Here is a 24815-nt window from a genome sequence, read left to right as displayed (position 1 = left end):
GTGGGCGATATGGATGATCTTCCGGTTCCGGACGAGGACGTCCTGATCCTTCCGGACGCTCCGGTGGAGGCGCTGCCGGGCCCGCTGGCCGATCCGCCGTGGCTGCGGGACGCCGAGGCGGCGAAGCCCGTCGTCGTCGAGGGCCTCGTGCCGCCCGCCGAGCCCGCGATGCGGTGGCAGCCGGGCGAGCGGGAGGAGTGGGCGAAGACCGACGAGCGGCACCAGGTCCCGGCCGGCGACGACTGGGACGCGCTGGTCGAGGAGTTCCGCAGCGGCCGCGCCTACGGCTACGGGTTGGGCGTCCTCACGTACGGGCCGGTGGAGAAGGTGCGGCCGTGGCTGGCGGGCTGGAAGCCGCAGCTGTGGGAGGCCGAGATGTGGCTGCGGCCGGTCGTGGCCCGGTTCGGGGTGGACGCGCTGCCGGTCGCGCTGTGGGTGGCCCAGGAGGACCCGGCGGGGCTGGCCGACCGGGCGCTGCCGTTCCTGGACGCCGGAATGGCGCGGTTGATGGCCGCGTGCCTGGCCAAGCCGAAGCGGGGCCGCAAGACCGCGCTCGCCTGGTTCGACCGGCACGGCGTGGACGCGGTGCCGCTGCTGGTCCCGGCCGCGCTGGGCAAGCCCGGCCCGGCGCGGAGAGAGGCCGAGGACGCGCTGCGCCTGGTGGCCGGGAAGCACGGTAATGACGAGGTCGTGAAGGCGGCGGCGCGCGCGCACGGTGACGACGTGGCGGACGCCCTGCGAGCGATCGTCGCGGTGGATCCGCTGGAACTGCTGCCGCAACGCATTCCGGTGGTGGGCGAGTGGGCCGTCCCGGAGTCGTTGCCGCAGATCAGGCTGCGTGGACGCGATGACGCGCTGCCCGTCGCGGCCGTCCGGCATCTGCTGACGATGCTGGCCATGTCGACGAACGACGAGGTGTATGCGGGCGTCGGGATCGTCAAGCAGGCGTGCGATCCGGAGCCGCTGGCGGAGTTCGCATGGGCGCTGTTCGAGCAGTGGCGGCGCAACGAGGCACCGGCCAAGGACGGCTGGGCGCTGGCGCAGCTCGGCTGGCTCGGCGACGACGGGACCGCCCGCCGGCTCGCGCCGCTGATCCGCGCGTGGCCGGGGCACGGCGGGCACTCCAAGGCGGTCGCGGGCCTGGACGTCCTGGCGGCGATCGGCACCGACGTGGCATTGATGCAGCTGCACGGCATCGCGCAGAAGGTGAGGTTCAAGGGGCTGAGGGCGCGCGCGCAGGACAAGATCCAGGAGGTCGCCGACGGGCTGGGCCTGACGGCCGAGCAGCTCGGCGACCGGCTGGTCCCCGACTTCGGGCTGGACGCCGGCGGCGGGCTCGTCCTGGACTACGGGCCGCGCCGCTTCGCCGTCGGCTTCGACGAGCAGCTCAGGCCGCAGGTGTCCGACGAGGACGGCGCCCGCCGCAAGGCGCTGCCGAAACCGGGCGTGAAGGACGATCCGGAGCTGGCGCCCGCCGCCTACAAGCGGTTCGCCGCGCTGAAGAAGGACGTGCGGACGGTCGCCGCCGACCAGATCCACCGGCTGGAGTCGGCGATGGTGACGCGGCGCCGATGGACGGCCGGCGAGTTCCGCCGCCTGTTCGTGGAGCATCCGCTGATCTGGCACATCGCCCGGCGGCTGGTGTGGACGGCCGAGGACGGCGGGAAGGCGACGGCGTTCCGCGTGGCCGAGGACCGGACGTTCGCCGACGCCGCCGACGAGGTGCTGACCCTGCCGGAGTCGGCGGCCATCGGCATCCCGCACCCGCTGGAGCTGGGCGAGATGCGCGAGGCATGGTCGGAGCTGTTCGCCGATTACGCGATCCTGCAGCCGTTCCCGCAGCTCGACCGCCCGGTGCACACGCTGACCGATGCCGAGCGCGCCGCCCGCCGGCTGGGACGGTACGAGGGCGCCGCCATCACCCCCACCGCCGTGCTCGCGCTGGAACGGCGCGGCTGGCGGCGCGGCGGCCCCATGGACGCCGGGATCCAGCACAGCATGTACCGCGCGGTGCCCGGCGGCTTGTACGTCAACGTCCACCTGGATCCGGGGCTCTCCATCGACCCGGATCTCGCCGGTGAGCAGCAGCTGGAGGTCATCTGGCTCGACGACCGCGCGGAGACCGGCGACTCGGTGCGCCGCGAGGGGCGGCGGCCGTTCGGCGACCTGCACCCGGTGACGGCCTCGGAGGTGCTGGCCGAGCTGGCCGGCGCCGCGTCCTGACGTCATATCGATGTTCTGCGAAACGTCGCGGTAGACTCGGGTCCCAGAGAGCCCATGACGACGAACGCGCACCCCTCGCAGGACGTCTCAGCCGAGTTGCTGGACGTCTTCAAGGCGCTGGCCAATCCCGTGCGGCTGCAACTGCTGCAGTGGCTGCGGGAGCCGGAGCGCCATTTCCCGATCGAGGAGGCGATCGCCGACCCGGTCGAGGTCGGCATCTGCGTCAGCCACATCCAGGCCAAGGTCGGGCTCGCGCAGTCGACGGTGTCGGCGTACATGGCCGCGCTCGAACGCGCCGGGCTCGTCCGGTCCACCCGCGTCGGGAAGTGGACGCACTACAAGCGCGACGAGGACCGCATCGCCTGGTTGGTCGCGGCGCTCGGCCGCTCGCTCTGAACCCCCGCCCGCCGGACGGCCGCCGGCCGCTTGCATCTCATATCGAGATTCTGCGATACTTCGAATCATCGACACGAGAACACGGGAGGATGACATGGGCGCCATCGACGGACGGGACCTCGGACGCTTCGGCGTCTGGACGTTCGACTTCGAGGAGCAGCCGGCCGGCGCGATCCGCGACTCCGTCCAGGAGCTGGAGGGCCTCGGCTGGCCCGCCATCTGGATCCCCGAACGGGACGGCCGCGAGGCCATGACGCACGCCGGGTTCCTGCTGGCGTCCACCGAGCGCATCACGGTCGTCAACGGCATCGCGCGGATCCCGGCGCGGGGAGCGCGCTGGACCCAGGGCGCGGCGGTGCTGCTGGCCGACGCCTACCCCGGCCGCCACGTGCTCGGCCTCGGCCTCGGCGGGGAACCGGAGCCCGGCACGCAGCCGCTGCGCGCGATGAACGACTACCTCGACGAGATGGACGCCACGACCAGCGCGAACCCCGCGCCGCGGACGCCGGTGCGCCGCATCGTGGCGGCGTACGGGCCGAAGATGCTGGCGGTGGGCCGCGACCGCGCCGCGGGCGCCCACACCTACCACGTGACGGTGCGGCACACGGCGCAGGCGCGCGAGGTGCTCGGCGACGGCCCGTTCCTCGGCGTCGAGCAGGCGGTGCTCTTCGAGAGCGACCCGGGCAGGGCCCGCGAGATCGCCCGCGAGCACCTGCACGGCTACTTCACCGAGAAGTACAACGTCGCCAAGTTCCTCCGCCTCGGCTACACCGAGGACGACATCGACAACGGCCGGGGCAGCGACCGCCTCGTCGACGACCTGGTGGTCTGGGGCGACCTCGACACCATCGCCGGAAAGCTGCACGCCCACCTGGACGCCGGAGCGGACCACGTCGGCGTCCAGGTCATCGGCACCGGCCCCGGCCGGCCCGCGATGCCGCACTGGCGCCGCCTGGCCGAGGCCCTGCTGCCGCAGAAGGCCGCCGTCAGGACTTGAAGAACTCCAGCAGGTCGCCGTTCAGCCGGTCCTTGTGGCTGACGAACAGCCCGTGCCCGGCGGCGGGGTACTCCTTGTAGACGGCGCCGGGCACCAGCGCGGCGGTGCGGCGGCCGGTGGCCTCCACGGGCGCGGAGAAGTCGGCGTCGCCGTGGACCACCAGGCACGGCACGGTGATGTTCCGCAGCGCCTCGCGGTTGTCGGCGTGGTAGACCGTCTTCTGCACCTCCAGGACGGCCCAGGGCGCGGCGTCCAGGCACATCCGGATCATCCAGTCGATGGTGGCGGGGTGGACGTCGTTGCCGAGCTGGGTGGCGAAGAACAGCTGCGACTGCATGGTGAGCCACTTCGGCCGGTCGGCGCGGATCATCGCGATCAGCCCGTCGAACAGCTCCTGCGGGACGCCCTCGGGGTTGTCCTCGGTCTGCCGCAGGAACGGCAGGACCGCCGAGACGAACGCGACCCGCTGGACGCGGTCCTCGCCGTGCCGGGCCAGGTAGCGGGCGATCTCGGCGCCGCCGGTCGAGTGCCCGACCAGGATCACGTCGCGCAGGTCGAGGTGCTCCAGGAACGCGGCCAGGTCGTCGGCGAGGGTGTCGACGTCGTAGCCGCCGGACGGCCGGTCCGAGCGGCCGTGGCCGCGCCGGTCGAAGGTGAGGCAGCGGTAGCCGTGCTCGGTGAAGAACGGGATCTGGTACTCCCACATGCCGGTGTTCAGCATCGCGCTGGTGACGAAGACGACCGGGTGGCCCTGCCCGTAGTCCTCGTAGGAGAGGCGGGTCCCGTCGCGGGTCTCGAAGAACATCTCGGCTCCTTGCCGTCGGCGTTGTGACGATCATGGCCGGGCCGGGCCGTCCGCGGCGATGACGTGGGAGGTAATGCCGCCGATGACGTGGGGGCCGCCGGGGGCGTGGCAGTTACCTGCTCGTAATCCGGTGGCGCGGCCTCGGTAGACTCATCGGTCAGTACGCCTGACCCCGATCCGAGGAGCGCCCACCCGTGGCTCTTGTCGTGCAGAAGTACGGTGGCTCCTCCGTCGCCGACGCCGAGTGCGTCAAGCGGGTCGCCCAGCGCATCGTCGCGACCAAGAAGGCGGGCAACGACGTCGTCGTCGTGGTCTCCGCCATGGGCGACACGACGGATGACCTCATCGATATGGCCAAGCAGGTCAGCCCCCTCCCGCCGGCCCGCGAGCTGGACATGCTGCTCACCGCGGGCGAGCGGATGTCGATGGCGCTGCTGGCCATGGCCATCGCGAACCTGGGCCACGAGGCCCGCTCGTTCACCGGCTCCCAGGCGGGGGTCATCACCGACGGCACCCACGGGAAAGCCAAGATCATCGACGTGACGCCGGGGCGGATCCGCAGCGCGCTCGACGAGAACGCGGTCTGCATCGTGGCCGGCTTCCAGGGCGTCTCGCAGGGCACCAAGGACATCACCACGCTCGGCCGCGGCGGCTCCGACACCACCGCGGTGGCGCTCGCGGCGGCGCTGGACGCCGACGTCTGCGAGATCTACTCCGACGTCGACGGCGTCTTCACCGCCGACCCGCGCATCGTCCCGGCCGCCCGCAAGATCCCGAAGATCTCCTACGAGGAGATGCTGGAGATGGCGGCGACCGGCGCGAAGATCCTGCACCTGCGCTGCGTGGAGTACGCGCGCCGGTACAACATCCCGATCCACGTGCGGTCCTCGTTCTCCCAGAAGGAGGGGACGTGGGTCGTCGACAGCAGCGAGATCGAAGGGCAGGACATGGAGCAGGCGATCATCTCCGGGGTCGCGCACGACCGGAGCGAGGCCAAGATCACCGTGGTCGGGGTGCCCGACAAGGTCGGCGAGGCCGCGACGATCTTCACGGTGCTGTCCGAGGCCGAGATCAACATCGACATGATCGTGCAGAACGTGTCGGCGGCGTCCACCGGGCGCACCGACATCTCCTTCACGCTGCCGGCCAGCGACGGGCAGTCCGCGCTGACCGCGCTGAACAAGCTGAAGGAGCGGATCGGGTTCGAGGCGCTGCGCTACGACGACCGGATCGGCAAGGTGTCGCTGATCGGCGCCGGGATGCGCTCGCACCCGGGCGTCACCGCGACGTTCTTCGCCGCGATCGCCGACGCCGGGGTGAACATCGAGATGATCTCCACCTCGGAGATCCGGATCTCCGTCGTGGTCGCCCAGGACGACGTGGACACCGCGGTCGCCGCCGCGCACCACGCCTTCGACCTCGACGTCGACCAGGTCGAGGCGGTCGTCTACGGCGGCACCGGCCGCTGACCCGGTCCTTCACCGACGCCCGGCCGCGGGCCGCACGGACGATCCGTGCGGCCCGCGCCGTCGTTTTCCGGAGCCGGACGCGCGGTCGTGGGTCGCGCGGGCGCCCGCGGCCCTCACACGCTGACGGCTCCCAGCGCGTCGAGCACCGCGGCCGTGTCCAGGTAGAACGGCCGGAACTCGGTGACCCGCCCGTCCCGCACCGTGATCCACTGCAGCACGGACGTCTCCAGTTCGCGGCCGGTCGCGCGGGCCCGGAAGGCGCAGCGGTTGAGGACCGCGACCGTGCCGCCGTCGGCGGCGTGGTGCTGGTCGAGGAACGTCAGGTCCGTCCACGCCTCGCTCATCGAGGCCATGAACCGCTCCATGCCGTCGTGCCCGCGCCACGTCCCGCCGTAGGGCAGGCTCTCGGCCTGGTACATCACGACGTCCGGCGCCAGGTGGGCGGCCATCGGCGAGAAGTCGGCCTTTCCTGGGCCGCCCGCGGCCAGGTAGGCGGTTTCGGCGGCGTAGTAGCGCTGGAGCGCGTCCCATGTGTCGGTCACGGTGCGGGAACCCCGGGGAGGCCGCGGAGGTTGCGGTCGCGTGCCGTTCGCGGCGGGCGCAGGACGACGGGTGCGGGCCGTAGGGTGGCATGCGTGACCGAGACGAAGGCGGTGAAGTCCGAGCAGACGCGGGCCCTGATCGTCCAGACCGCGCTGCGGCTGTTCCGGGAGCGAGGCTACGAGGCGACGACGATGCGCGCGATCGCCAAGGAGGCCGGCGTCTCGGTCGGCAACGCCTACTATTACTACGGGTCCAAGGAAGAACTGATCCAGGCGTACTACGACGAGCTGCAGGACGAGCACCTCGCCGCCTGCCGCGCCGTCCTCGCCACCGAGACCCGGTTCGCGCCCCGCCTCCTCGGCGTCCTCAAGGCCCGCGTCGACACGATGGTCCCCTACCACGAGTTCGCCGGGAAGTTCTTCAAGTTCGCCGCCGAGCCCACCAGCCCGCTCAACCCGTTCAGCGCCGAGTCCGGCCCCGCCCGCGACTCCGCGGTCGCGATCTACCGCGAGGTCGTCGAGGGCTCCGACCTGAAGATCGACAAGGAGTTCCGCAAGGAGCTGCCGGAGCTGCTGTGGATCTACTCGATGGGCATCGTGCTGTACTGGGTGCACGACAGCTCCCCCGGCTGCCGCAAGACCTACCTGCTCGTCGAGCGGACCGTCCCGCTGGTCGACCGGATGGTCTCCATGTCGCGCCTGCCCGGCTTCAAGTCGGTCACCCGCGAGCTCGTCGGCATCATCCGCGAAGTCCGCGCCTAGGGGAACGTGATGTCCCAGTGGTCCTTCTCGCGGGCGAACAGCGTGCCGTCCGGTGACCGGTACAGCCGCGCCCCGTCGCCCCGCACCCCCTGGTACGGGTAGCGCCTGATCGCCGCGTCCACGCACCGGCCCGTCGCGATGTCGAGCTTGTAGCCGGCGGCGTGGCTGCGGGGGCCGCCCGAGTGGCCCCGCTCCGTCCCGCCCGTCACCGTGATCGGGCAGCCGCTCGCGGCCCGGAAGTCGAGCAGCCCCTTCAACGTGCCCCAGCGCAGGCCGTCGAACGAGGTGCAGGTCGTCCGGTTGCGGTCCGAGCAGTTCCCGGTGGACCGCCATCCGATCCCGCTGGCCCGCAGCAGGCCCGTGGCGAATTCCTGCCGCAGCCGCACCGATTTCGGCAGGTCCGGCAGATCCGGCAGGACCGCGGTGAGGACGCTCGAAACCACGCCCTCCGCCGCGTCCGGGACGGGCTCGTCCCGCGGAGTCTCGGGCGGACCGGTCTCGTCTTCCGGTCCGGTCTGTGGTGCGGGGCTGCTCGGCGGGGCGGGCGAGGCCGCGGGCGCCGGGCCGTCGAGTGGGGGCAGCACGCCGCCCACGCCGGTGGACGCGGCGGATGGTGCGAGCCCGGCCAGCGTCCCCGGCAGCACGTCTCGCGGGTCCGCCGGTTGCGTGGCCGGTGATTCCGTTGGAGACGGCTTGCGGAGCTGGGCCTCGTCGTCCGGGGGAGGCGCGGGCGGGCGGCCGGGCGCCAGCGGCGGGTGGGACGAGGACGGGGCGGGCGACGGCGTGGCGGCCCCGGCCGGGGGCTGGGTGGTGGCGACGAGCGCGGCGGCGGTCGCGAGCAGGGTGGTCAGCGCGGCGGACGCGGGTTTTCGGCGCCCGCGCGGGCAGTGCGGCACCGAGGCGGGCACGGATGCGGGCGCGGGCGTGCGGGCGGCGTGCGGCCGGTTCATGCGGTCCCCCCGGTTCGGCTCTCCGCGCGGAGAGCGGCGGTCGAGCGCGCCGCCGCGCCGGGGGGCCGCCGGTCGGTGACCGGCTCGCATGGCACGCGCGATGGCGGCCGATCGGAGGGATGCCCGGGTCGTCGATCTTGTAAACGCGGGGACGGGCGGGGCGACGCCCGTCCCCGCGACAGGGTTATGACATACCCAGGTATTTCCTGGCGAAGTCCATTTCGGCCGACATCTGGGTGATGCGCTCCTCGACGACCAGGGAGCCGTGGCCGGCGTCGTAGCGGTACGTCTCGTGCGGGAGGCCGAGTTCGCCGAGGCGGGCGAGGTAGTTGTCGATCTGCCGGATGGGGCAGCGCGGGTCGTTCTCGCCGGCCAGGATCAGCACCGGTGCCTTCACCTTCTCGACGTAGGTGATCGGGGACGATTCGCGGTAGCGGTCCGGGACCTCGTCGGGCGAGCCGCCGAACAGCGAGCGGTCGAACGCCTGCAGGCCCTCCATCTCGTCCTCGTAGGCGGCGACGTAGTCGGCGACGGGCACGGAGGCGACCGCGACGCTCCAGTCGTCCGGCTGGGTGCCGATGCCGAGGAGGGTGAGGTATCCGCCCCACGACCCGCCGGTCAGCACGAGACGGTCCGGGTCGGCGAGGCCGCTGGAGACGGCCCAGTCGCGGACGGCCTTGATGTCCTCGAGTTCGGTGAGCCCGACCCGTCCCTCGATCGCGTCGCGCCACTGCGAGCCGTAGCCGGTGGAGCCGCGGTAGTTCACCCGGACGACGGCGAAGCCGTGGTCGACCCACGCGGCGGCGGCCGGGGCGAACGAGTCGTCGTCCTGCGCGGTGGGGCCGCCGTGGACGTCGAACACCGTCGGGTACGGGCGGTCGCCGTCCGGCTTGCTGACCAGCGCGTGGATGCGCCCGCCCGGGCCGTCGACCCACGCGTCCTCGACGGGGACGGACGACGGCGCCGCAGGGCCGGGCGGGGTCAGCACGACCGCGCCGGACGTCGAGCGGATCACCGGCGGTTCGGCGGCCGACGACCAGGAGAACTCGATCGTGCCGTCGGGCCGGACGTCGGCGCCGCCGATCACGCCGCGCGGCGTGTCGATGCGGGTGAGGGACCCGTCGGCGAGGCCGTACCGGTACAGCTCGTCGCGGGCCTCGTGGTTGTGGGAGATCAGCAGCGCGGACCCGTCGGGGTACCAGCCGGCGCCGATCTCGCCGGGCAGGTCGAGGACGATCTCCCGCTCGGTGCCGGCGACCGGGTCCCAGACGAGGATCTCGTCGCGGCCGCGGCGCTCGTGCCCGACGAGCAGGCGGGTGTCGCCGTGCACGGGCGCGAACCCCATGCCGTAGACGCCCTTGCCGGGCCCGTCCCACAGGTCGGCGACGGTGGAGCCGTCCGGGCGGACGACGCGCAGCGCCATGTGGCGGCTGTCGCCGTGCTCGCTGTGCCCGATCGCGACGAGCGACTCGTCGCGGGTGAGGGCGGCGACGTGCGCGTCCTCGGCGTGGTGGTAGAGCACCTCGGGCGCGGAGCCGGGGCGGCACAGGTGCACGGTGTTGCCGTCCTCGCCGGTGCTGCCGACCACGGCGAGGCCGCTCGCGCCGAGCGCCAGCCCGCCCGGGTAGGACGGCTCCAGGCCGGGGACGGCGGGGGCGTCCTCGCCGCCGCCGAACGGGACGCGCCGCCAGACGCCGAACTCGTCGCCGTCGGTGTCGGCGAACCACCAGACATATTCGCCGGTGGGGTCGACGGTGCCCATCCACGTGCCGTTGGGCCGGTCGGTCACCTGCCGCCGGTCGCCGGTGCCGCGGTCCCAGGCGTAGATCTCCCAGGTGCCGGTGGCGTTGGAGCGGTAGATGCTGCGGTTCGGGGCGTCGCGCGCCCAGCGGGGAAGGCTGATCCGGGCGGCGCGGAACCGCGCCTTCCAGCGTTCGTCGTCGACCATCCCCCCAGTATCGCCGCCGGTCCCCGGCCGGTCGTCCATCCGCGGGGTCCTCAGGCGTCCGCGGGGGCGGAGCCGTCGGAGGTCTCGGCGGTGCCGTCCGGCAGGCCGCCGGGCAGCGGCGCGCGGGTGCCGGGGGCGAGGTCGCCGTGCACGGCGCGGGCGACGCTCTCGATGGTCTCGACGCCGTACGCCATGGTCGGGGTGGACTGGGTGAGGACGGCGATCAGGTAGTTCTCGCCGTGGCCGGTGAACGCGCCGATGCTGTGCACGCGCCAGTCCTTGCCCTGCCGGGGGAGCCAGCCGTTCTTGACGTGCCAGGTGACGCCGGCGGGCGTGCCGGCGGTGGTGCCCCAGCGCTGCGCCGGGATCACCTGGTGCATGAGGCCCAGCTCGTACGCGCGGGCCTTGTCGGTGAGCAGCCGGTTGTGCGTGGTGAGGCGCCGCAGCAGCGTGATCTGGTCGGCGGCCGTGGTCTGGGTGAGCCCCCAGTGGCCGTCCGGGTCGAGCGCGGTGCGCGTCATCCCGGCCCGCTGTATGAAGCGGGTGATGCGGGCGGGGCCGACGGACCGCCACAGCGCGGACGCGGCGCGGTTGTCCGACCAGGTGATCATCCTGGCGGCGAGGCTCGTCTCGGACGCGCCGAGCGGGCGGTGCTCCTCGGCGGCCTGCCGCAGCAGGGCGGCGAGGACGGTCGCCTTCACGATACTCGCCGAGTCGTAGCGCCGCCCGGCGAGGACGCCGCAGCGGATGCCGCGCTTCCGGTCGTACACGGCGACCGATTCGGTGCCGGTCCGGCCCTCCAGCGCGCTCGCGATCCGGTGGCCGAGCCTCTTCGCCAGCAGCGGATGCTTCGCCGAGGCGCACACCGGCGCCTGCGCCGCGCGGGCGGGGACGGCGGGCAACACCGAGCAGGCGGCGAGGGCCGCGGCGGCCAGGGCGCGCGGCAGAGGTCCGGGCATCCGCCCACGGTATTGATCAGCAGGCGCGCGCGACCGTCACGACACGCAATGGCGCGCTCACATACTGTCGCTGGAGGTGAGGCGGCCGAGGAGCTGGTCGATCGCGGCGCGGACCTGCCGGTCCATCGCGCGGGCGAAGCCCGCCTCGACGGTGACCTGGGCGCCGGGCCGCAGCCGGGCGAGGGTGTCGGTGAGGTCGCCGAGGTCCTGCGCCTGGACGTCGCCGATCACGTGGTCGGCGATCAGCCGGACGAACATCGCGGCCAGCTCGTCCATGCTCTCCTGGAGCCGCTGCCCGGCCGACAGCACCTCCGCGAGCGGCACGCCCGCGCGGACCAGCGCGACGGTCGCCTCCAGCTGGCGGCGGCTCCAGTGCGTGACGCGGTCGCCGTCCACCTCGATGGCCCCGGACGCCAGCGCCCGCTCGACCGACTCGGGGCCGACCTCGCCGGGGAACAGCGCGGCCAGCTCGGCCAGCGTCATCGTGACGGGGACCTCGTGCGACCACGGCGCCGTGGCCACCTTCTCCACCCCGAGGACGGTGCCGATGTCGCGGCCCTGCTCCCACGCCGACAGCAGCTCGCGGATGCCCTCAAGGGTGTGGCCGCGCTCCAGCAGGTTGCCGATCATGCGGAGGCGGGCGAGGTGGTCCTCGGAGTACAGCCCGATGCGGCCCGCGCGCCGGGGCGGCGGCAGCAGCTTGCGTTCCTGGTAGTAGCGCAGGGTCCGGACGGGGACGCCGGCGGCGCGGGCGAGCTCGCCGATCCGGTACTCGCGGCCCGCGCCCGCGGCGGGGCCGCCCTGCTCGTCCGCCGGCTGTTCGGTCACGGGAGAAGCATAGTTCGCCACGACACGCGACCGGCTCCGGCCCGGAGCGCCGCTAGGTGACGCGCCGGACGGCCGTGGTCCGGCGTCTGCGCCGCCGCCGGCCGTCGCCGGGGACCCGCGGCGCGACCTCGGTCGCCAGCAGGTCGCGGAGCGTGCGGGGGACGATGTCCTCCCGCCTTTCGGTGAAGCGCGAACGCGCCGCTGTGGTGCGCATCGGATCCCTCCCTGTTGTCGGTGCGGTTCCCGGGACCCGCGCCCGGTAACCCCGACGGGTGGTCAGGCCGCGGTGGTCAGGTCGCCGTAGGCGTCCAGGACGGTGTCGAGCGCCCACCGCATCCGGACCGCGTAGGCGTCGGGGTGGTCGCCGGCCTCCTGGGCGACGCGCGCGGCGCAGGCGGACGGGTCGCCGCCGCAGGCGCGCGACAGGGCCTCGACGGCGGCCCGGACCCGCTCGGCGCTGGGATGGTCGGAGGCCTGGAGGCCGGAGCTGAAGAGGATCTCGGCGAGGTCGGTCGTGGTCAACGAGGGCTTGGGCGGCGTGTTCGACATCGTGTGCCTTCTTCCTGCGAGGAATCCTCGTCCCCTGCCGTAGTTACGACTCTGCCGCAGGGGCGGAATCATCGCCATCGGGGAGAACACCCATCCGAAGGTGAGGGTCACCCCCAGAACTCCCGTAGGCGGAGCGTTCTGGAGATCGGGGTGCGGAAGTCTCAGGGAGCCGGCGGGGCGGGGGCCGCGTGCGGGCCGCTGCCGCCGGGCGCCTCCAGTTCGATCATCTCGGCGCCGCTGACCAGCGCCATCGCCTGCGCGGCGGCCTCGCTGCGGGCTTCGCACCGGGGCCTTCAGGGGCCACCGGCGTCCCGTAGCGCGACACGTTCTTCACCCATCCCAGGCTAGCCGCCGTCCGCGGGTCTCGTACCCCCCGCCAGCGCGGTCCTGAAGGCGCGGACGGCGGGGTGCGCGCCGCCGCCGCGCCGGGTGGCGGTGAACAGCCGCCGGACGCGGCGTCCGGCGGGCAGCGGCGCCAGCGCGACCGTCGGCGGGCCGCCCGCCCAGACGAGCCCGGGGAGCAGCGCGGCGGCGTGCCCGCCCTCGACGAGCCGCAGGTGCAGGAGCAGGTCGCTGGACTCGAACCGGACGTCCGGTTCGAATCCGGCGTCGCGGCACAGCCGGGTGGCCCAGGCGCGGGCGGCGGTCCCGGCGGGCTCCATCACCCACGGCACGTCCGCCAGGCCCGGGAGCGGCGTGCCCGGCGGGACGGCGCCGGGCAGGGCCAGCCGGATCTCGTCCGCGCCCAGCTCCTCGTACTCGACGCCGGACGGCCGGGGATGCGGCTCGCCGGGGTACTCCTCGGTGACGACCACGTCGAAGTCGCGGGCGACCAGCGCGGGCAGCGCGCTCTCCGGCTCCCGCTGCGCGACCTCGACGCGCAGGCCGGGATGGGCGTCGCGCAGCGCGGTGAGGGCGTCGGGGACGAGGGCGAGCGCGGCGGTCTGGAAGGCGGCGACGCGGAGCACCCCGGTGATGTCGCGCAGCGACGCGGCGAGGTCGGCCTCCGCGCGTTCGAGGCGCTCCAGCACGGCCTCGGTGTGCGCGACGAGGATCTCGGCCTGCGCGGTCAGCCGGACGCGGCGCCCGACCGGCTCCAGCAGCCGCACCCCGGCCTCCTTCTCCAGGACGGACAGCTGCTGCGAGACCGAGGACGGGCTGTAGTTCAGCGCCTCCGCGACGGCCGCGAGCGTCCCGCGGTGCTTGAGTTCGCGCAGCAGCCGCAGCCGGTGCAGATCGAGCATGGCCGGTCCATTCGTCGGTTCAGACGATGATTATCCCTCGGAAACATTCGCTGGACCGACGGGTGCCCACTGCGGAAGCGTGGCCTGCATGGTCGCTCCCGCCTACCCCGCCTCGCGGACCTCCTGGTTCTCCCGTCCCGCCGCCAGGGAATGGAGGTGCCCGCCCGCAGCCCGTGAGGTGGCCGCCTTCCACGCCGCGCTGCCCGGATACGCCCCCACGCCGCTGGTCGAGATGCCCGCCCTCGCCGCCGGTCTCGGTGCCGGACGGGTGTTCGTGAAGGACGAGTCGTCCCGGCTCGGGCTGCCCGCGTTCAAGATCCTCGGCGCGTCGTGGGGCGTGTGCCGGGCGCTGTGCGACCGCGTCGGCATCCCCGTCCCAGCGGCCGATCCGCTCGGCGTGCTCCGGGCGCACGCCGGGACGTTCCGGCTGGTCACCGCGACGGACGGGAACCACGGACGCGCCGTCGCCGCGATGGCCCGGATGCTCGGCGCCGCGGCGGAGGTCTTCGTCCCGGACGGCGTCCACCCCGTGGCGCTCGCCGCGATCGAGGCCGAGGGCGCGCGGGTCGTCCGCGTCCCCGGCCCCTACGACGAGGCGGTGCGCCGAGCCGCCGACCGCGCCGCATCGGAAGCGACGGCGCTGCTGGTGCAGGACACGAGCTGGCCCGGTTACGAGCGCGTCCCCGGCTGGATCGTGGAGGGCTACTCGACGCTCTTCACCGAGATCGACCGGCAGCTCCGCTCGGCCGGCGCCGGATCGCCTTCCGTCGTGGCGGTTCCGGTCGGGGTCGGGTCGCTGGCCCAGGCCGCCGTGATCCACTACCGGTCCGGCGGGCCCGCGCCGGCCCTGCTGGCCGTGGAGCCGGACGCGGCGCCGTGCGTGCTGGCGAGCCTCGCCGCCGACCGGCCGGTCACCGTCGAGACGGGGCCGACGGCCATGGCGGGCCTGAACTGCGCCACGCCGTCCGCGCTGGCCTGGCCGTATCTGCGGTCGGGCGTGGACGCCGCCGTCTGCGTCGCCGACGAGGACGTCGCGGCCGCCGCCCGCGACCTCGCGGACGGCGGTGTGCCCGCCGGCCCGTGCGGCGCCGCGTCCCTGGCCGGGGTCCGCGCCGCCGCGTCCCGGCTCGCCCTCGGGCCCGCGGACACCGTCGTGCTGCTGAGCACCGAGGGCACGGCCGCGAACCCGGCGACGGCCTGAATCAGAGCCGTTCGCGCAGGTCGCGGAGGAGGTCGAGGCCGGTGTCGGGCGGCAGCGCGGCCGCGGCCAGGCGGTCCCAGGCGTCCGCGTAGGCGGCGACGTCGGCGGGTTTGTCCAGGTACAGCGCGGTGGTGAGGAACTCCACGTAGACGACGTCGGGAAGGGCCCGTCCCGCGAAGCGCAGGATCGTGAACCCGTGCGCGAGGGGGAACGGGCGCCCGCCCACCGGGATGATCCGCAGCTCGACGCGGCCGGATTCCGCGAGCGCCGCCAGATGGTCGAGCTGGCCGCGGATCAGCTCGGGGCCGCCGACGAAGCGGCGCAGCGCGGCCTCGTCCAGCACGGCGGTCAGGGTCCGGCCCGGGTCGCCCGCGAACAGCCGGCGCCGCAGCCGCCGGGCGGCGGCCCGCTCGTCGATCTCGATGCGCCGGTCGCCCTCCCGGATCCCGTCCCGGATCGCCAGGCAGGCGCGCGTGTACTCCTCGGTCTGCAGCAGCTCGGGGATCTGGCACGGCTCGTAGGCCAGCACGTGCCGCGCGGTCTCCTCCAGGTCGAGGAACCGGTGCGTCCAGGCCGGGAGCAGCTCGCCGTGCCGGTGCCACCAGGCGCGCTCGTTGGCCTCCTGCGCGAGCCGGAGCAGCTCCTCGCGCTCCGGGCCGCCGGGCAGCCCGTAGAGGGTGAGCAGGTCGGCGACGTCGCGGCGGGCGAACGAGGTGCGGCCGAGCTCCATCCGGCTGATCTTGGAGGCGCTGCCGCGGATCGCGTAGCCGGCCCGCTCGCGGCTCAGCCCGCTGCGTTCGCGCAGGTCGCGCAGGCGGGCGCCGACCAGCATGCGGCGCGCCGTCGGGCCCCGCACGGCCCCGTTCCCGGCCCGCGCCGCCCCCGGATCCTGCCCTGCGCTCAACGCCGCTCCTCCGGGGGTGGGGATCCTGCCCCGGGATAGTAGCGGCACTTGCATCTGCACGTGCAGTGGCTTCGAGAGTCTCATATCGGCCATGGCGCGGCGCGTGAAAGAATCCGGCCATGCACCGTGTCGTCGTCCTCGCCCTCGACGGCGTGTACCCGTTCGAGCTGAGCATCCCGGTGCGGATCTTCGGCTCGGCCACCGGACCCGGTGGCGACCCGCTGTACGAGGTGCTGACCTGCGGCATCGACGGCGGTCCGGTGCGCAGCAGCGCCGACTTCGCGATCGCCGTCGAGCGCGGCTGCGAGATCATCGAGACCGCCGGGACGCTGGTCGTCCCGCCGTTCGGGTGCGGCCCGGTCGAGGACCGGGACTGGTGCCCGCCGCCGGTCGCCGCCGCGCTCGCGCGGCTGCGCCCCGGCACCCGCGTCCTGTCGATCTGCACCGGGTCCTACCTGCTCGCCGCCGCCGGCCTGCTCGACGGACGGCCCGCCACCACGCACTGGGCCGAGGCCGAGCGCTTCCGGCAGATGTTCCCCGCCGTCGACGTCAACGCCGACGTGCTGTTCGTGGACGACGGCGACGTGCTCACCTCCGCCGGCGTCGCCGCCGGGATCGACCTGTGCATGCACATCGTCCGCAGCGACCACGGCAGCGAGATCGCCAACCGCGTCGCCCGCCGCTGCGTCGTCCCGCCGTGGCGCGAGGGCGGCCAGGCCCAGTTCATCGAGCGCCCCGTCCCCGAACCGGACGCCGCCGCCACGGCCGCGACCCGCGCCTGGGCGCTCGGCGAGCTGCACCGGCCGATCCCGCTCGCCGAGATGGCCCGGCACGCGCGGATGAGCGTGCGCACCTTCTCCCGCCGGTTCCGCGACGAGACCGGCATGACGCCGGGCCAGTGGCTCGCCCGGCAGCGGGTCGACCTGGCGCGCCGCCTGCTGGAGACCACCGACCTGCCCGTCGACCGCGTCGCCGAGCAGGCCGGCTTCGGCACCTCGGCGTCGCTGCGCCAGCACCTGGTCGCCGCGATCGGCGTCCCGCCGTCGGCCTACCGCCACACCTTCCGGGCGGCGCGTCCGGAGCTCGAAGTGCGCTGACAGCGGGCCCTACGCGCGAGTAACATACTGGTACCGCGGACGCGCGGGATGGATCACCCGCGGCCGACGCGCCCGGCCGGACCCGGGCACGGCCGCGACTCCGCAGCCCTGAGGTGACGCGCCCATGAACCCCGTGACCGAACTGCTCGCCGAGCGCCTCGACGAGATCACCGCCGAGATCGTCGGCGAGATCGTCGACCGCGTCCCCGCCTACACCGGCCTGAGCGCCGCGATGATCCTCACCCTCGTCCGGGACGCGCTGACCGTCTACACCGGCGCGCACGACCGCGGCGCCGCGCTCGACCACTTCCGCCGCCTCGGCGCGCACGAGGCCCGCGCCGGGCAGGACGTGCGGCACCTGGAGTCGGCGCTGCGCAGCGGCGCCCGCGTCCTCATCCGCCGCACGGCCAACGCCGCCGCCCGCGTCCACCCGCCGAACACCGAGTTCATCGCCGTCATGGAGAGCGCGTTCAGCGCTGAGGACCAGATCATCGAGGCCGCGGTGGACGGCCACCACCGCGTCGCCCGCCCCCGCCCCGCCTCCCGCCTGTATCCGCTCATAGCCCGCGACCACCGCTACTCCGCCAACTGAGTGCGCGCTGGGCGGGCTCGCCGCCGTTCTAGCCGAAGCGCTGGGCGGCGCGTTCGTTCGGGACGCAGTGCGTCATCTTGAGGCCGGTCACGTCGCGCGACCCGTTGTTGCCCAGGTTGGCCAGCCGCCGCTCGTCCTCGTCGGTGAGGTCCTGCCCGTTCAGCGGCTCGAGGTGCGCGACGTCCTCCGGCGATATCCCGAGGCCCTTCCCGACGCGCAGCCCCAGATCCTCCTCGACCAGCAGGAAGTGCCACACCATCCGCTCCTGGATGGGCCGCACGCACTGCGACAGCTGGTCGACGAAGTTGCGGACCAGGTCGTCGCGCTCCCATTCCTCCATCAGCAGGTACCGCTGCCCGGCCTGCTTGTAGTCGTTGACGCGCGGGATGCGCTTGCGGGTGACGCGGCCCCGGATCTCCGGGCCCTGGTCGTCGTGCGTCGGGTACTGCGCCTCGTGCAGCCCGCCGGTGATGGACGGCTCGTAGTTGACGTGCGGGTTCTCGCCGGCGCCGTCGACGTAGTAGGTCATCTGCCCGTCGCGCTGGTTGGTCCGCACCGTCGTGCCCTTGGCCTGGTTCACGGGCAGCTGCAGGTAGTTCGGGCCGACCCGGTGCCGCTGGGTGTCGCTGTAGGAGAACGTCCGGCCGACGAGCATCTTGTCGTCGGAGAAGTCGAGGCCGTCGACGAGCACGCCGGTGCCGAACGCGATCTGCTCGTTCTCGGCGAAGTTGTTGGAGACGTTCTGGTCGAGGACGATCCGGCCGACCGGCTTGGGCGGGAAGTCGTTCTCCGGCCACACCTTGGTGTCGTCGAGCGGGTCGAAGTCCAGCTCCGGGTGGTCGTCGTCGCTCATCATCTGGACGACCAGCTCCCACTCGGGGTAGTCGCCGCGGTCGATGGCCTCGTGCAGGTCCTTCGTCGCGTGCCCGAGGTCGTCGGCCTGCACGGCCGCCGCGTCCTCCCCGGTCATGCTCCGGACGCCCTGCTTGGGCATCCAGTGGTACTTGACCAGGACGGTGTCGCCGGCCTGGTTCACCCACTTGTAGGTGTTGACGCCGAAGCCCTGCTGGTGCCGGTAGTCGGCCGGGATCCCGCGCGGGCTGAACAGGTTGACGAGCATGTGCATCGCCTCGGGCGTCTGCGACATGAAGTCGAAGATCCGGTTCGGCTCCTGCCGGAACGTCACGGGGTCGGGCTTGAGGGCGTGGATGACGTCGGGGAACTTGATGGCGTCCCGGATGAAGAACACCGCGAGGTTGTTGCCGACCAGGTCCCAGTTGCCGTCCTCGGTGTAGAACTTGATCGCGAACCCGCGCGGGTCGCGGGCGGCCTCGGAGGAGTCGCGGCCGCCGATGACCGTGGAGAACCGCAGCGCGACCGGCGTCCGCTTGCCCGCCTCCTGGAACAGCTTCGCCCGCGTGTACCGGGAGATCGGCTCGTCGCCCCACTTCCCGTACGCCTCGAAGTAGCCGAACGCGGTGGCGCCGCGGGCGTGCACGACCCGCTCCGGGACGCGCTCCCGGTCGAAGTGGCTGATCTTCTCCAGGAACTGGTAGTTCTCCAGCGTCGCGGGGCCGCGCGCCCCGACCGTCCGCTGGTTCTGGTTGTCGTAGACCGGATGGCCCTGCCGGTTCGTCAGTACCGGGCGGTCGTCCCCGGGCTCGGAACCCAAACTCGCGACGTCGGTCACGCCGGCTCTCCCCTCGTGTGCGCGGCCTGCTCGTGTGCTCCTGGCCTGCTCGTGCGTTCATGGCCGGTCGGCGGAATGGCACTACCCGCAAGCCGCGCAGCGGATGGTCCGCCGCCGGTAAAGCCCTCATGACCGAGGAGCACTCACGACCAGGGGCGTCAGCCGCTCCGCACCGACAGCGCGAGGGCCGGGCACATCTCGGCGGCCTGCACGGCGTCGCGCAGCAGGCGCGCGGGGACGGCGCCGTCGCCGATGACCGGGTAACCGAACTCGTCGAGGCGGACCAGGTCGGGGAGCAGGTGGCGGCACAGGCCGTGCCCGGCGCACCGCGACCAGTCGATGGCCAGCCGGTGCGGGGACCGCTCGGCCTCCTCCACCGCCTCCTCGCCGCGCACCGGCAGGAAGCGGCGGGTCGGGCGGCCGCAGCCGCCGTTGTCGACGTGCGCCGCGACGTCGCCGCCGAAGGCCCGCAGCGCCGACAGCAGGAAGCGGGTCGTCCCGTCGGGATGCTTGCAGGCGCCGCGCCCGCGGACGGTCGCGCTGCCGCTGCGGACGGCGGCGACGGCCTCCTCCCCGGCGGTCCCGGCGGCGAGCGCGGCGACGGAGCGGGCGATCGCGGGCAGGCCGAGGTGGCAGGGGCCGCACTGCCCGGCGGACTCGGCGCCCAGGTAGCCGGCGACGCGGGCGATCTCGCCGAGCGGGCAGGTGTCGCGGGGCAGCGGGACGATGATCCCGGCGCCGAGCGCGCCTCCGGCGGCGGCCATCGACTCCCGCGAGACCCCGACCCGCGCGGCCTGCGCCGGGGTGAGGCACGCGCCGTGGTAGCCGCCGACGATGACGCCCTGACCGGCGTCGGTGCCGCAGTGCCGCAGGACGTCCGCGAGCGGCACGCCCGCCGGCGCCTCGACGACGATGTGCCCGCCGTCCGGGGCGGTGACGGTGAGCAGCACGGTCCCCGGTTCGCGGGGCGTTCCGGCGGACCGGTAGCCGTCGGTGCCGAGTTCGGCGAGCACGGCGAGCTGCGCGAACGTCTCCGCGTTGGACAGCAGCGTCGGCAGCCGGTCGACGCCGCCGTCCGCCGCCCTGGTCTTCTGGCCCGGCGGGATCGGCGTCTCGCCGTTGACGCCCCGGACGAGCGCGCCGCCCTCCCCGGTGATGAACCGCTCGGGGAGCCGGACGACGCGGGCGCGGCCCCGCAGCCGGGTCTCGGCGATGGCGAGGCGCAGCGAGCGGGCGGGCAGGCCGTCGTCGGTGACGCCGATGACCAGGTCCCGCGCGCCGAGCGCCTTCATGGCGAGCACGGCCCCGTTCAGCACGAGGTGCGGCGCGTGCGCGAGCAGCGCCTTGTCCTTGGAGCTGGCGGGTTCGCCCTCGGTGGCGTTGACCAGCACGACGCTCTCGCGGCCGGTCCGCTGCGCCGACCTGCGGACGGCGGCGAGCTTGCGGGCGAACGGGAACGCCGCCCCGCCGCGCCCGCGCAGGTCGACGCTCTCGGCGAGCGCCGCCAGCTCGCGGTACGACAGCCCGCGCGGCACCGGGTGGACGAGCCGGTGCGCAGCCGCGTCCAGCCGGGACGTCCGGTCGAGCCCGGCGAACAGGCGCGGCGGCCCGAGCGTGGTGATGCGGAAGCCGGGGTTCACGGGCGGCTCCTCGACCAGCGGCGCGCCTCGTCCTTGAGGTCCGCCCAGAACTGCTCGTCGGGGACGCGCGCCTCCGCGGCGGGCGCCGGCGCGGGCCGCCGGGCCGGTGGGCGCGGCGCGGCGGGACGCACCGGACGCGGCCCCCGCGAGCGCCGGTGCCGGGACGCGATGGCCAGCCGCAGCAGCACGAGCAGCACCACCGCCGCCGCGCACAGCAGGTAGCTGTAGATCACCCAGCTCTTGGCGGAGCGTCCGGCCTGGAGCCCGTGCACGAGCGCGACCGGCCAGCACAGGTAGACGGTGAGGTGCAGCAGCCGCCACGTCCAGGCGCGTCCGGCGCCGATGAACCGGCCGCGCGCGACGCCGGTCAGCACCGCGAGGATCATCAGGTCGCCGGCGACCGGGCCGAGGCTCACCATCAGGTCGCGGCCGTGCAGCCCGGCGGCCGGGAGCAGCGCGTCCAGCGCACTCGCGTGCTTCTCCAGGACCTTCAGGGCGATGTGGACGGCGAGGAAGCTCAGCGACAGCGTCGCGGCGGCGCGGTGCCCGGACTGGGCGAGCACCCGCAGCCGGATCGGCGTGAAGCGGCTCGCGGCCAGCAACCCGAACACCACGGCTCCGGTCAGCCCGACCAGCGTGAACACGCCGGAGAAGAACTCCAGGAAGGCGTGCGCGGCGGTGAGCGGGGCCGCCGCCCGGCCGGTCCGCCCGAGCATCGCGGCGGCGGCGAGCCCGGCCGCCATCAGCGCGATCCTGAACGTCCGCCTCCCGGCCGGGACCCGGGCGGGCGCGGGCGGCGCGTCCCTCCCCGTCATGACGGCGACGCCGAAGGGGACGCGGTCGGCGATGCGGTGACCGTCGGCGACGGCGCCGGGGTGGGGACGGCGCCGACGCCGAGATTGAGCAGCGGGTCGCCCTCCTGGACGCGGACGCCCGGACGCACCGCCGCGACGGCCTTTCCCGACGCGGTGGCCTGCAGCGTCCAGCCGCCGATCTGCAGGCCGTTCAACGCCGCCGGCCGCCCGCCCGACAGCAGCCCGAACACCACCGACGCCGGGCCGCCGGCCTGACGGGTGGAGCACGGCAGGCCGCGCCCGGTCGTCCCGAGGTAGGCGCCGGTGCGGACCGCGCCGCCGTCCTTCACCGGGGTCGGCGCGGTCAGCCGCGCGAACGTCGAGGCCAGCCCGTTCGGGTGGATGAGCAGCAGCAATGCGTGCCCGGACGTCCGGCTGCACAGCCGGTAGAGGCGGCCCGGGCCGGGGGCGAGGACCCGGCCGTCCCCTCCCGCGAACGCGATCAGCTGCGGGTCGCCGGCGGGCCGCATCGTCCACGACTTGCCGACGCCCCAGGGAAGCCCCAGCCCGGTGGCCTTGCCGGTCGCGGCGGCCTTGCCGTACTTGGCGAGCAGCGCGCGTTCGGCGTTGGGAACGACGTCCGCCGGGGCGTGCCGCGCGAACGCCGCGAAGGTCGCGGAGCCGGTCACCGACACCTGCCATCCCGTCCTGACGTGCCGGGCGATGAACAGCGAGGCGTCCGGCGGCGCGTCCACCCCGGCGGGCGGCGCGATCACCGACGACCCGAACGCCCAGCCCTTCGCCGCGTCCGACCGGGACAGCAGGACGGTCGGCGCCTGCGGCGCGCGCCCGCCGAACGCGCGGCGCGCGATCGTCGAGCGCTGGTGCAGGACCGCCGCCCGCACCGTCCTGACCAGCGGGGCGGTCGTCGCGGCCGGTTTCGTGCGGCCCGTGCCCCGGGACGCGTGCGCCGGCCGGGTCCGCGCGGACGCCGGCTCCGGTGCCGCCGCCGGACGTCCCGGCGGCGAGTGCGTCGCGTGCGCCACGACCGCGCACAGCACGAGCACGACGGCGCCCGCGCCGGCGCCGCCGAGCCGCACGATGCGGTTCGCCAGCGGCAGAAGGGAGCCGCTGCCGGACCGCGGAGGGGACATCACGACGCCAAGATTCGCGGCTCACCCGATAAGACGGCGCTGCGGACGGGTTAAGCCTCGGCTAAGCCGCGTGATCCTCAGGAAGCCGCGTGATCCTCAGGGGGCGGTGCCGTCGCGGGGCGGGACGCCGAACCGGACCATCACCCGCGCGCCCCCGGCCGGCGACTCGCCGAGCTGCAGGCTGCCGTGGCTCGCCTCCGCCGTCCGCCGCACGATGTCCAGCCCGAGCCCGGTGGACGAGGCGGTGCTGACCCCGCGCCGCAGCAGGTGCCGGCCGCCGAAACCGGAACCCGCGTCGTCCACGGTCAGGTACACGGCGCCGCTGCGCGCCTCCAGCGCCACGCCCATCGCGCCGCCCTCCGGGGTGTGCGCGAAGACGTTGCCGAGCAGCGCGTCCAGGCACGCCGACAGGTCCTCCGCCCGCACCGCGACCTGCAGCGGACCGGGCGGGAGGCGCAGCTCCATCCGCCGGTCCTGCTCGTCGGCCAGCACCGACCAGAACCGCACCCGCTCCGCCACGACCGCCGTCGCGTCGGTGCACGGCGCCTCCGCGCGGACGGGCCTGCGCGTGGTGTTGATGAGCTCGGTGACGGTCCGCTCCAGCACGTCGACCTGCTCGCCGATCCGCCCGGCCTCCGCCGGGTCGCGCAGCGTCTCGGCCTCCAGCCGCAGCACGGTCAGCGGCGTGCGGAGCCGGTGCGACAGGTCCGCGGCCTGCTCCCGCTCGCGCGACAGCAGCGCGTCGATCTGCCCCGCGAGCTCGTTCAGCCCCACCGTCACGTCGCGGATCTCCGGCGGGCCGCCGGGCTCGATCCGCGCGTCCAAATCGCCGTTGGAGATGCCCTTGGCGAGCGCCGCCAGCTTGGTGATCCGCCGCACCAGCGACCGCGCCAGCCGGTCGGCGACCAGCACGCTCACCGCCAGCAGCCCCGCCGCCAGCCCGGCCAGGATCGCCCACGCCCGGCCCACCCCGGCGACCATCCGCCGGTCGGTGACGAAGGCGCGGATCACCGCCGTCCCGCCGCGCCCGCCGAGCACAGCCACGAGGATCTCCCGGCCGCCCGGCGTGTCCACGGTCAGGCTGCGGCCCCGCTCGGCGAGCCGCACCCCGGCGTCCCGCGCGGCCGGCGCGCCGCTGACCCGCCCGTCCGGCCACAGCACCGTCATCGGGTAGCCGCTGGACGCGGTCTGCTGCAGCGCGACCTCGACCGTCGCCCGGTCGCCCGCCGCGACCACCGGTGCGAGCGCCTGCGCCCGCACGTTCGCCGCCGCGAGCGTCCGCGTCCGCGCGACGTCCCGCACCAGCAGCGCCAGCGGGACGAGGAACGCCACCAGCACCAGCACCACGGTCGCCGCCACCAGCAGCGTGATGTGCCGCCTCACGACGGATCGACGATCTTGATGCCGGAGCCGCGCACCGACCGCAGGTAGCGGGGCCGCGACGCCGACTCGCCCAGCTTGCGCCGCAGCCACGCCACGTGCACGTCGATCGTCTTGTTCGCCCCGCCGAGCGGCACGTGCCACACCTCGGTGAGCAGCTCCCGCTTCGACACCACCTGCCCGGGCCGCGACGCCAGGTAGAACAGCAGGTCGAACTCCTTCGGCGACAGCTCCAGCGGCCGCCCGTCCAGCGCCGCCTCGCGGGCCGCCGCGTCCATCCGCAGCCCGCCGACCCGCACCTGCCGGGTCGCGCCGCCCGGGTCCTCCGCGCGGCGCAGCACCGCCCGGACCCGCGCGTCGAGCTGCCCCGCGCCGAACGGCTTCACCAGGTAGTCGTCGGCGCCCGCGTTCAGGATCCGCTCGATCTCCCGCTCGTCGTCGCGGGCCGTCGCCACGATCACCGGGACGGAGCTGACCGCGCGCAGCATCCGCAGCACCTCGGCGCCGTCCAGATCGGGCAGCCCGAGATCGAGGATGACCAGGTCCGGCCGGGCGCTCACCGCCCGCCGGATGCCGTCCATGCCCGTGGGCGCCGACGCGACCGCGTGCCCGCGCTCGCCGAGCGCCCGGACGAGCCTGCTGCGCACCTCGGCGTCGTCTTCCACCAGCAACAGTTGCGCCACGGCGCCAC

Annotated in this window: 24 protein-coding genes; 8 read left to right on the top strand and 16 right to left on the bottom strand. The window is 74.3% G+C overall.

Annotation, left to right across the window (positions count from 1 at the left end):
• Positions 1-9 precede the first annotated feature (9 nt).
• The 3 genes from QP089_RS20350 (at position 10) to QP089_RS20340 (ending at position 3616) form a co-directional block, all read left to right on the top strand.
• Positions 10-2223, top strand: coding sequence for a DUF4132 domain-containing protein (locus QP089_RS20350; protein WP_285913300.1), 2214 nt, complete (start codon positions 10-12; stop codon positions 2221-2223).
• A 54-nt stretch (positions 2224-2277) separates the two neighbouring features.
• Entirely contained in the window at positions 2278-2619 is a 342-nt protein-coding gene (locus QP089_RS20345) for an ArsR/SmtB family transcription factor (RefSeq protein ID WP_285913299.1), read from the top strand.
• A gap of 94 nt (positions 2620-2713) precedes the next feature.
• Positions 2714-3616 (top strand): TIGR03620 family F420-dependent LLM class oxidoreductase, encoded by a 903-nt coding sequence (locus tag QP089_RS20340; RefSeq protein WP_285913298.1) that lies wholly within the window; start codon positions 2714-2716, stop codon positions 3614-3616.
• Here the strand turns inward: QP089_RS20340 and QP089_RS20335 are convergent.
• Positions 3606-4421 carry an alpha/beta fold hydrolase gene (locus QP089_RS20335; RefSeq protein WP_285913297.1) on the bottom strand — a complete coding sequence of 272 codons (816 nt, stop codon included), beginning with the start codon at positions 4419-4421 and terminating at the stop codon, positions 3606-3608. The genes QP089_RS20340 and QP089_RS20335 overlap by 11 nt on opposite strands.
• 194 nt (positions 4422-4615) lie before the next feature.
• On the opposite strand from QP089_RS20335, the gene QP089_RS20330 reads away from it, so the two are divergent.
• Positions 4616-5890: an aspartate kinase gene (locus tag QP089_RS20330; RefSeq protein ID WP_285913296.1), complete on the top strand. Its 1275-nt coding sequence runs from the start codon at positions 4616-4618 to the stop codon at positions 5888-5890.
• 113 nt (positions 5891-6003) lie between these two features.
• On the opposite strand, the gene QP089_RS20325 is transcribed toward QP089_RS20330, so the two are convergent.
• A complete protein-coding gene (locus QP089_RS20325; protein WP_285913295.1) occupies positions 6004-6432 on the bottom strand; it encodes a nuclear transport factor 2 family protein in 429 nt (142 codons plus the stop codon).
• A 93-nt stretch (positions 6433-6525) separates the two neighbouring features.
• On the opposite strand from QP089_RS20325, the gene QP089_RS20320 reads away from it, so the two are divergent.
• Positions 6526-7194, top strand: a complete 669-nt coding sequence (locus QP089_RS20320) for a TetR/AcrR family transcriptional regulator (RefSeq protein WP_285913294.1) — start codon at positions 6526-6528, stop codon at positions 7192-7194.
• On the opposite strand, the gene QP089_RS20315 is transcribed toward QP089_RS20320, so the two are convergent.
• From QP089_RS20315 to QP089_RS20285, 7 genes are all read right to left on the bottom strand, one after another.
• Positions 7191-8144 (bottom strand): hypothetical protein, encoded by a 954-nt coding sequence (locus tag QP089_RS20315; protein ID WP_285913293.1) that lies wholly within the window; start codon positions 8142-8144, stop codon positions 7191-7193. The genes QP089_RS20320 and QP089_RS20315 overlap by 4 nt on opposite strands.
• A gap of 184 nt (positions 8145-8328) precedes the next feature.
• Entirely contained in the window at positions 8329-10092 is a 1764-nt protein-coding gene (locus tag QP089_RS20310) for a S9 family peptidase (RefSeq protein ID WP_285913292.1), read from the bottom strand.
• Positions 10093-10142: 50 nt separating this feature from the next.
• The gene (locus tag QP089_RS20305; protein ID WP_285913291.1) at positions 10143-11051 is read right to left on the bottom strand and encodes a serine hydrolase; all 909 of its coding nucleotides are present in this window, start codon (positions 11049-11051) and stop codon (positions 10143-10145) included.
• Between the two features lie 57 nt (positions 11052-11108).
• Positions 11109-11879 (bottom strand): MerR family transcriptional regulator, encoded by a 771-nt coding sequence (locus QP089_RS20300; RefSeq protein WP_285913290.1) that lies wholly within the window; start codon positions 11877-11879, stop codon positions 11109-11111.
• A gap of 52 nt (positions 11880-11931) precedes the next feature.
• Positions 11932-12093 carry a hypothetical protein gene (locus QP089_RS20295; RefSeq protein ID WP_285913289.1) on the bottom strand — a complete coding sequence of 54 codons (162 nt, stop codon included), beginning with the start codon at positions 12091-12093 and terminating at the stop codon, positions 11932-11934.
• 62 nt (positions 12094-12155) lie between these two features.
• Positions 12156-12428, bottom strand: coding sequence for a hypothetical protein (locus tag QP089_RS20290; protein ID WP_285913288.1), 273 nt, complete (start codon positions 12426-12428; stop codon positions 12156-12158).
• 344 nt (positions 12429-12772) lie between these two features.
• On the bottom strand, positions 12773-13672 hold the full coding sequence (locus QP089_RS20285; RefSeq protein WP_285913287.1) for a LysR family transcriptional regulator: 900 nt from the start codon (positions 13670-13672) through the stop codon (positions 12773-12775).
• Positions 13673-13760: 88 nt separating this feature from the next.
• On the opposite strand from QP089_RS20285, the gene QP089_RS20280 reads away from it, so the two are divergent.
• Complete coding sequence (locus tag QP089_RS20280) at positions 13761-14873, top strand: diaminopropionate ammonia-lyase (RefSeq protein WP_285913286.1); 1113 nt, start codon at positions 13761-13763, stop codon at positions 14871-14873.
• A 1-nt stretch (position 14874) separates the two neighbouring features.
• Here the strand turns inward: QP089_RS20280 and QP089_RS20275 are convergent, their stop codons facing one another.
• A complete protein-coding gene (locus QP089_RS20275; RefSeq protein ID WP_285913285.1) occupies positions 14875-15777 on the bottom strand; it encodes a helix-turn-helix domain-containing protein in 903 nt (300 codons plus the stop codon).
• Between the two features lie 119 nt (positions 15778-15896).
• Here QP089_RS20275 and QP089_RS20270 point away from each other — a divergent pair, with 119 nt between their 5' ends.
• A complete protein-coding gene (locus tag QP089_RS20270; RefSeq protein WP_285913284.1) occupies positions 15897-16874 on the top strand; it encodes a GlxA family transcriptional regulator in 978 nt (325 codons plus the stop codon).
• 124 nt (positions 16875-16998) lie between these two features.
• Positions 16999-17466 carry an RsbRD N-terminal domain-containing protein gene (locus QP089_RS20265; RefSeq protein WP_285913283.1) on the top strand — a complete coding sequence of 156 codons (468 nt, stop codon included), beginning with the start codon at positions 16999-17001 and terminating at the stop codon, positions 17464-17466.
• A 28-nt stretch (positions 17467-17494) separates the two neighbouring features.
• Here the strand turns inward: QP089_RS20265 and QP089_RS20260 are convergent, their stop codons facing one another.
• From QP089_RS20260 to QP089_RS20235, 6 genes are all read right to left on the bottom strand, one after another.
• Positions 17495-19156: a catalase gene (locus tag QP089_RS20260; RefSeq protein ID WP_285913282.1), complete on the bottom strand. Its 1662-nt coding sequence runs from the start codon at positions 19154-19156 to the stop codon at positions 17495-17497.
• 158 nt (positions 19157-19314) lie between these two features.
• Positions 19315-20796, bottom strand: a complete 1482-nt coding sequence (locus tag QP089_RS20255; protein WP_285913281.1) for an NADH-quinone oxidoreductase subunit NuoF family protein — start codon at positions 20794-20796, stop codon at positions 19315-19317.
• Complete coding sequence (locus tag QP089_RS20250; RefSeq protein WP_285913280.1) at positions 20793-21611, bottom strand: hypothetical protein; 819 nt, start codon at positions 21609-21611, stop codon at positions 20793-20795. Before QP089_RS20250 ends, QP089_RS20255 begins: the two co-directional genes overlap by 4 nt.
• A complete protein-coding gene (locus tag QP089_RS20245; RefSeq protein ID WP_285913279.1) occupies positions 21608-22747 on the bottom strand; it encodes a hypothetical protein in 1140 nt (379 codons plus the stop codon). Before QP089_RS20245 ends, QP089_RS20250 begins: the two co-directional genes overlap by 4 nt.
• Positions 22748-22840: 93 nt before the next feature.
• Positions 22841-24127 (bottom strand): sensor histidine kinase, encoded by a 1287-nt coding sequence (locus tag QP089_RS20240; protein ID WP_285913278.1) that lies wholly within the window; start codon positions 24125-24127, stop codon positions 22841-22843.
• The gene (locus QP089_RS20235; protein WP_285913277.1) at positions 24124-24807 is read right to left on the bottom strand and encodes a response regulator transcription factor; all 684 of its coding nucleotides are present in this window, start codon (positions 24805-24807) and stop codon (positions 24124-24126) included. The genes QP089_RS20240 and QP089_RS20235 overlap by 4 nt, the downstream gene beginning before the upstream one ends.
• Positions 24808-24815: the final 8 nt, after the last annotated feature.

It is taken from the genome of Actinomadura opuntiae, from assembly GCF_030283205.1.
Taxonomy (GTDB): Bacteria; Actinomycetota; Actinomycetes; order Streptosporangiales; family Streptosporangiaceae; genus Spirillospora.
This window is presented reverse-complemented; position numbering and strand designations above follow the sequence as displayed.

Coding starts and splice junctions, on each gene's coding strand:
- QP089_RS20265 (WP_285913283.1), top strand. CDS start 16,999: ATGAACCCCGTGACCGAACTGCTCGCCGAGCGCCTCGACGAGATCACC.
- QP089_RS20310 (WP_285913292.1), bottom strand. CDS start 10,092: ATGGTCGACGACGAACGCTGGAAGGCGCGGTTCCGCGCCGCCCGGATC.
- QP089_RS20270 (WP_285913284.1), top strand. CDS start 15,897: ATGCACCGTGTCGTCGTCCTCGCCCTCGACGGCGTGTACCCGTTCGAG.
- QP089_RS20280 (WP_285913286.1), top strand. CDS start 13,761: ATGGTCGCTCCCGCCTACCCCGCCTCGCGGACCTCCTGGTTCTCCCGT.
- QP089_RS20285 (WP_285913287.1), bottom strand. CDS start 13,672: ATGCTCGATCTGCACCGGCTGCGGCTGCTGCGCGAACTCAAGCACCGC.
- QP089_RS20335 (WP_285913297.1), bottom strand. CDS start 4,421: ATGTTCTTCGAGACCCGCGACGGGACCCGCCTCTCCTACGAGGACTAC.
- QP089_RS20305 (WP_285913291.1), bottom strand. CDS start 11,051: ATGCCCGGACCTCTGCCGCGCGCCCTGGCCGCCGCGGCCCTCGCCGCC.
- QP089_RS20340 (WP_285913298.1), top strand. CDS start 2,714: ATGGGCGCCATCGACGGACGGGACCTCGGACGCTTCGGCGTCTGGACG.
- QP089_RS20315 (WP_285913293.1), bottom strand. CDS start 8,144: ATGAACCGGCCGCACGCCGCCCGCACGCCCGCGCCCGCATCCGTGCCC.
- QP089_RS20295 (WP_285913289.1), bottom strand. CDS start 12,093: ATGCGCACCACAGCGGCGCGTTCGCGCTTCACCGAAAGGCGGGAGGAC.
- QP089_RS20250 (WP_285913280.1), bottom strand. CDS start 21,611: ATGACGGGGAGGGACGCGCCGCCCGCGCCCGCCCGGGTCCCGGCCGGG.
- QP089_RS20290 (WP_285913288.1), bottom strand. CDS start 12,428: ATGTCGAACACGCCGCCCAAGCCCTCGTTGACCACGACCGACCTCGCC.
- QP089_RS20345 (WP_285913299.1), top strand. CDS start 2,278: ATGACGACGAACGCGCACCCCTCGCAGGACGTCTCAGCCGAGTTGCTG.
- QP089_RS20350 (WP_285913300.1), top strand. CDS start 10: ATGGATGATCTTCCGGTTCCGGACGAGGACGTCCTGATCCTTCCGGAC.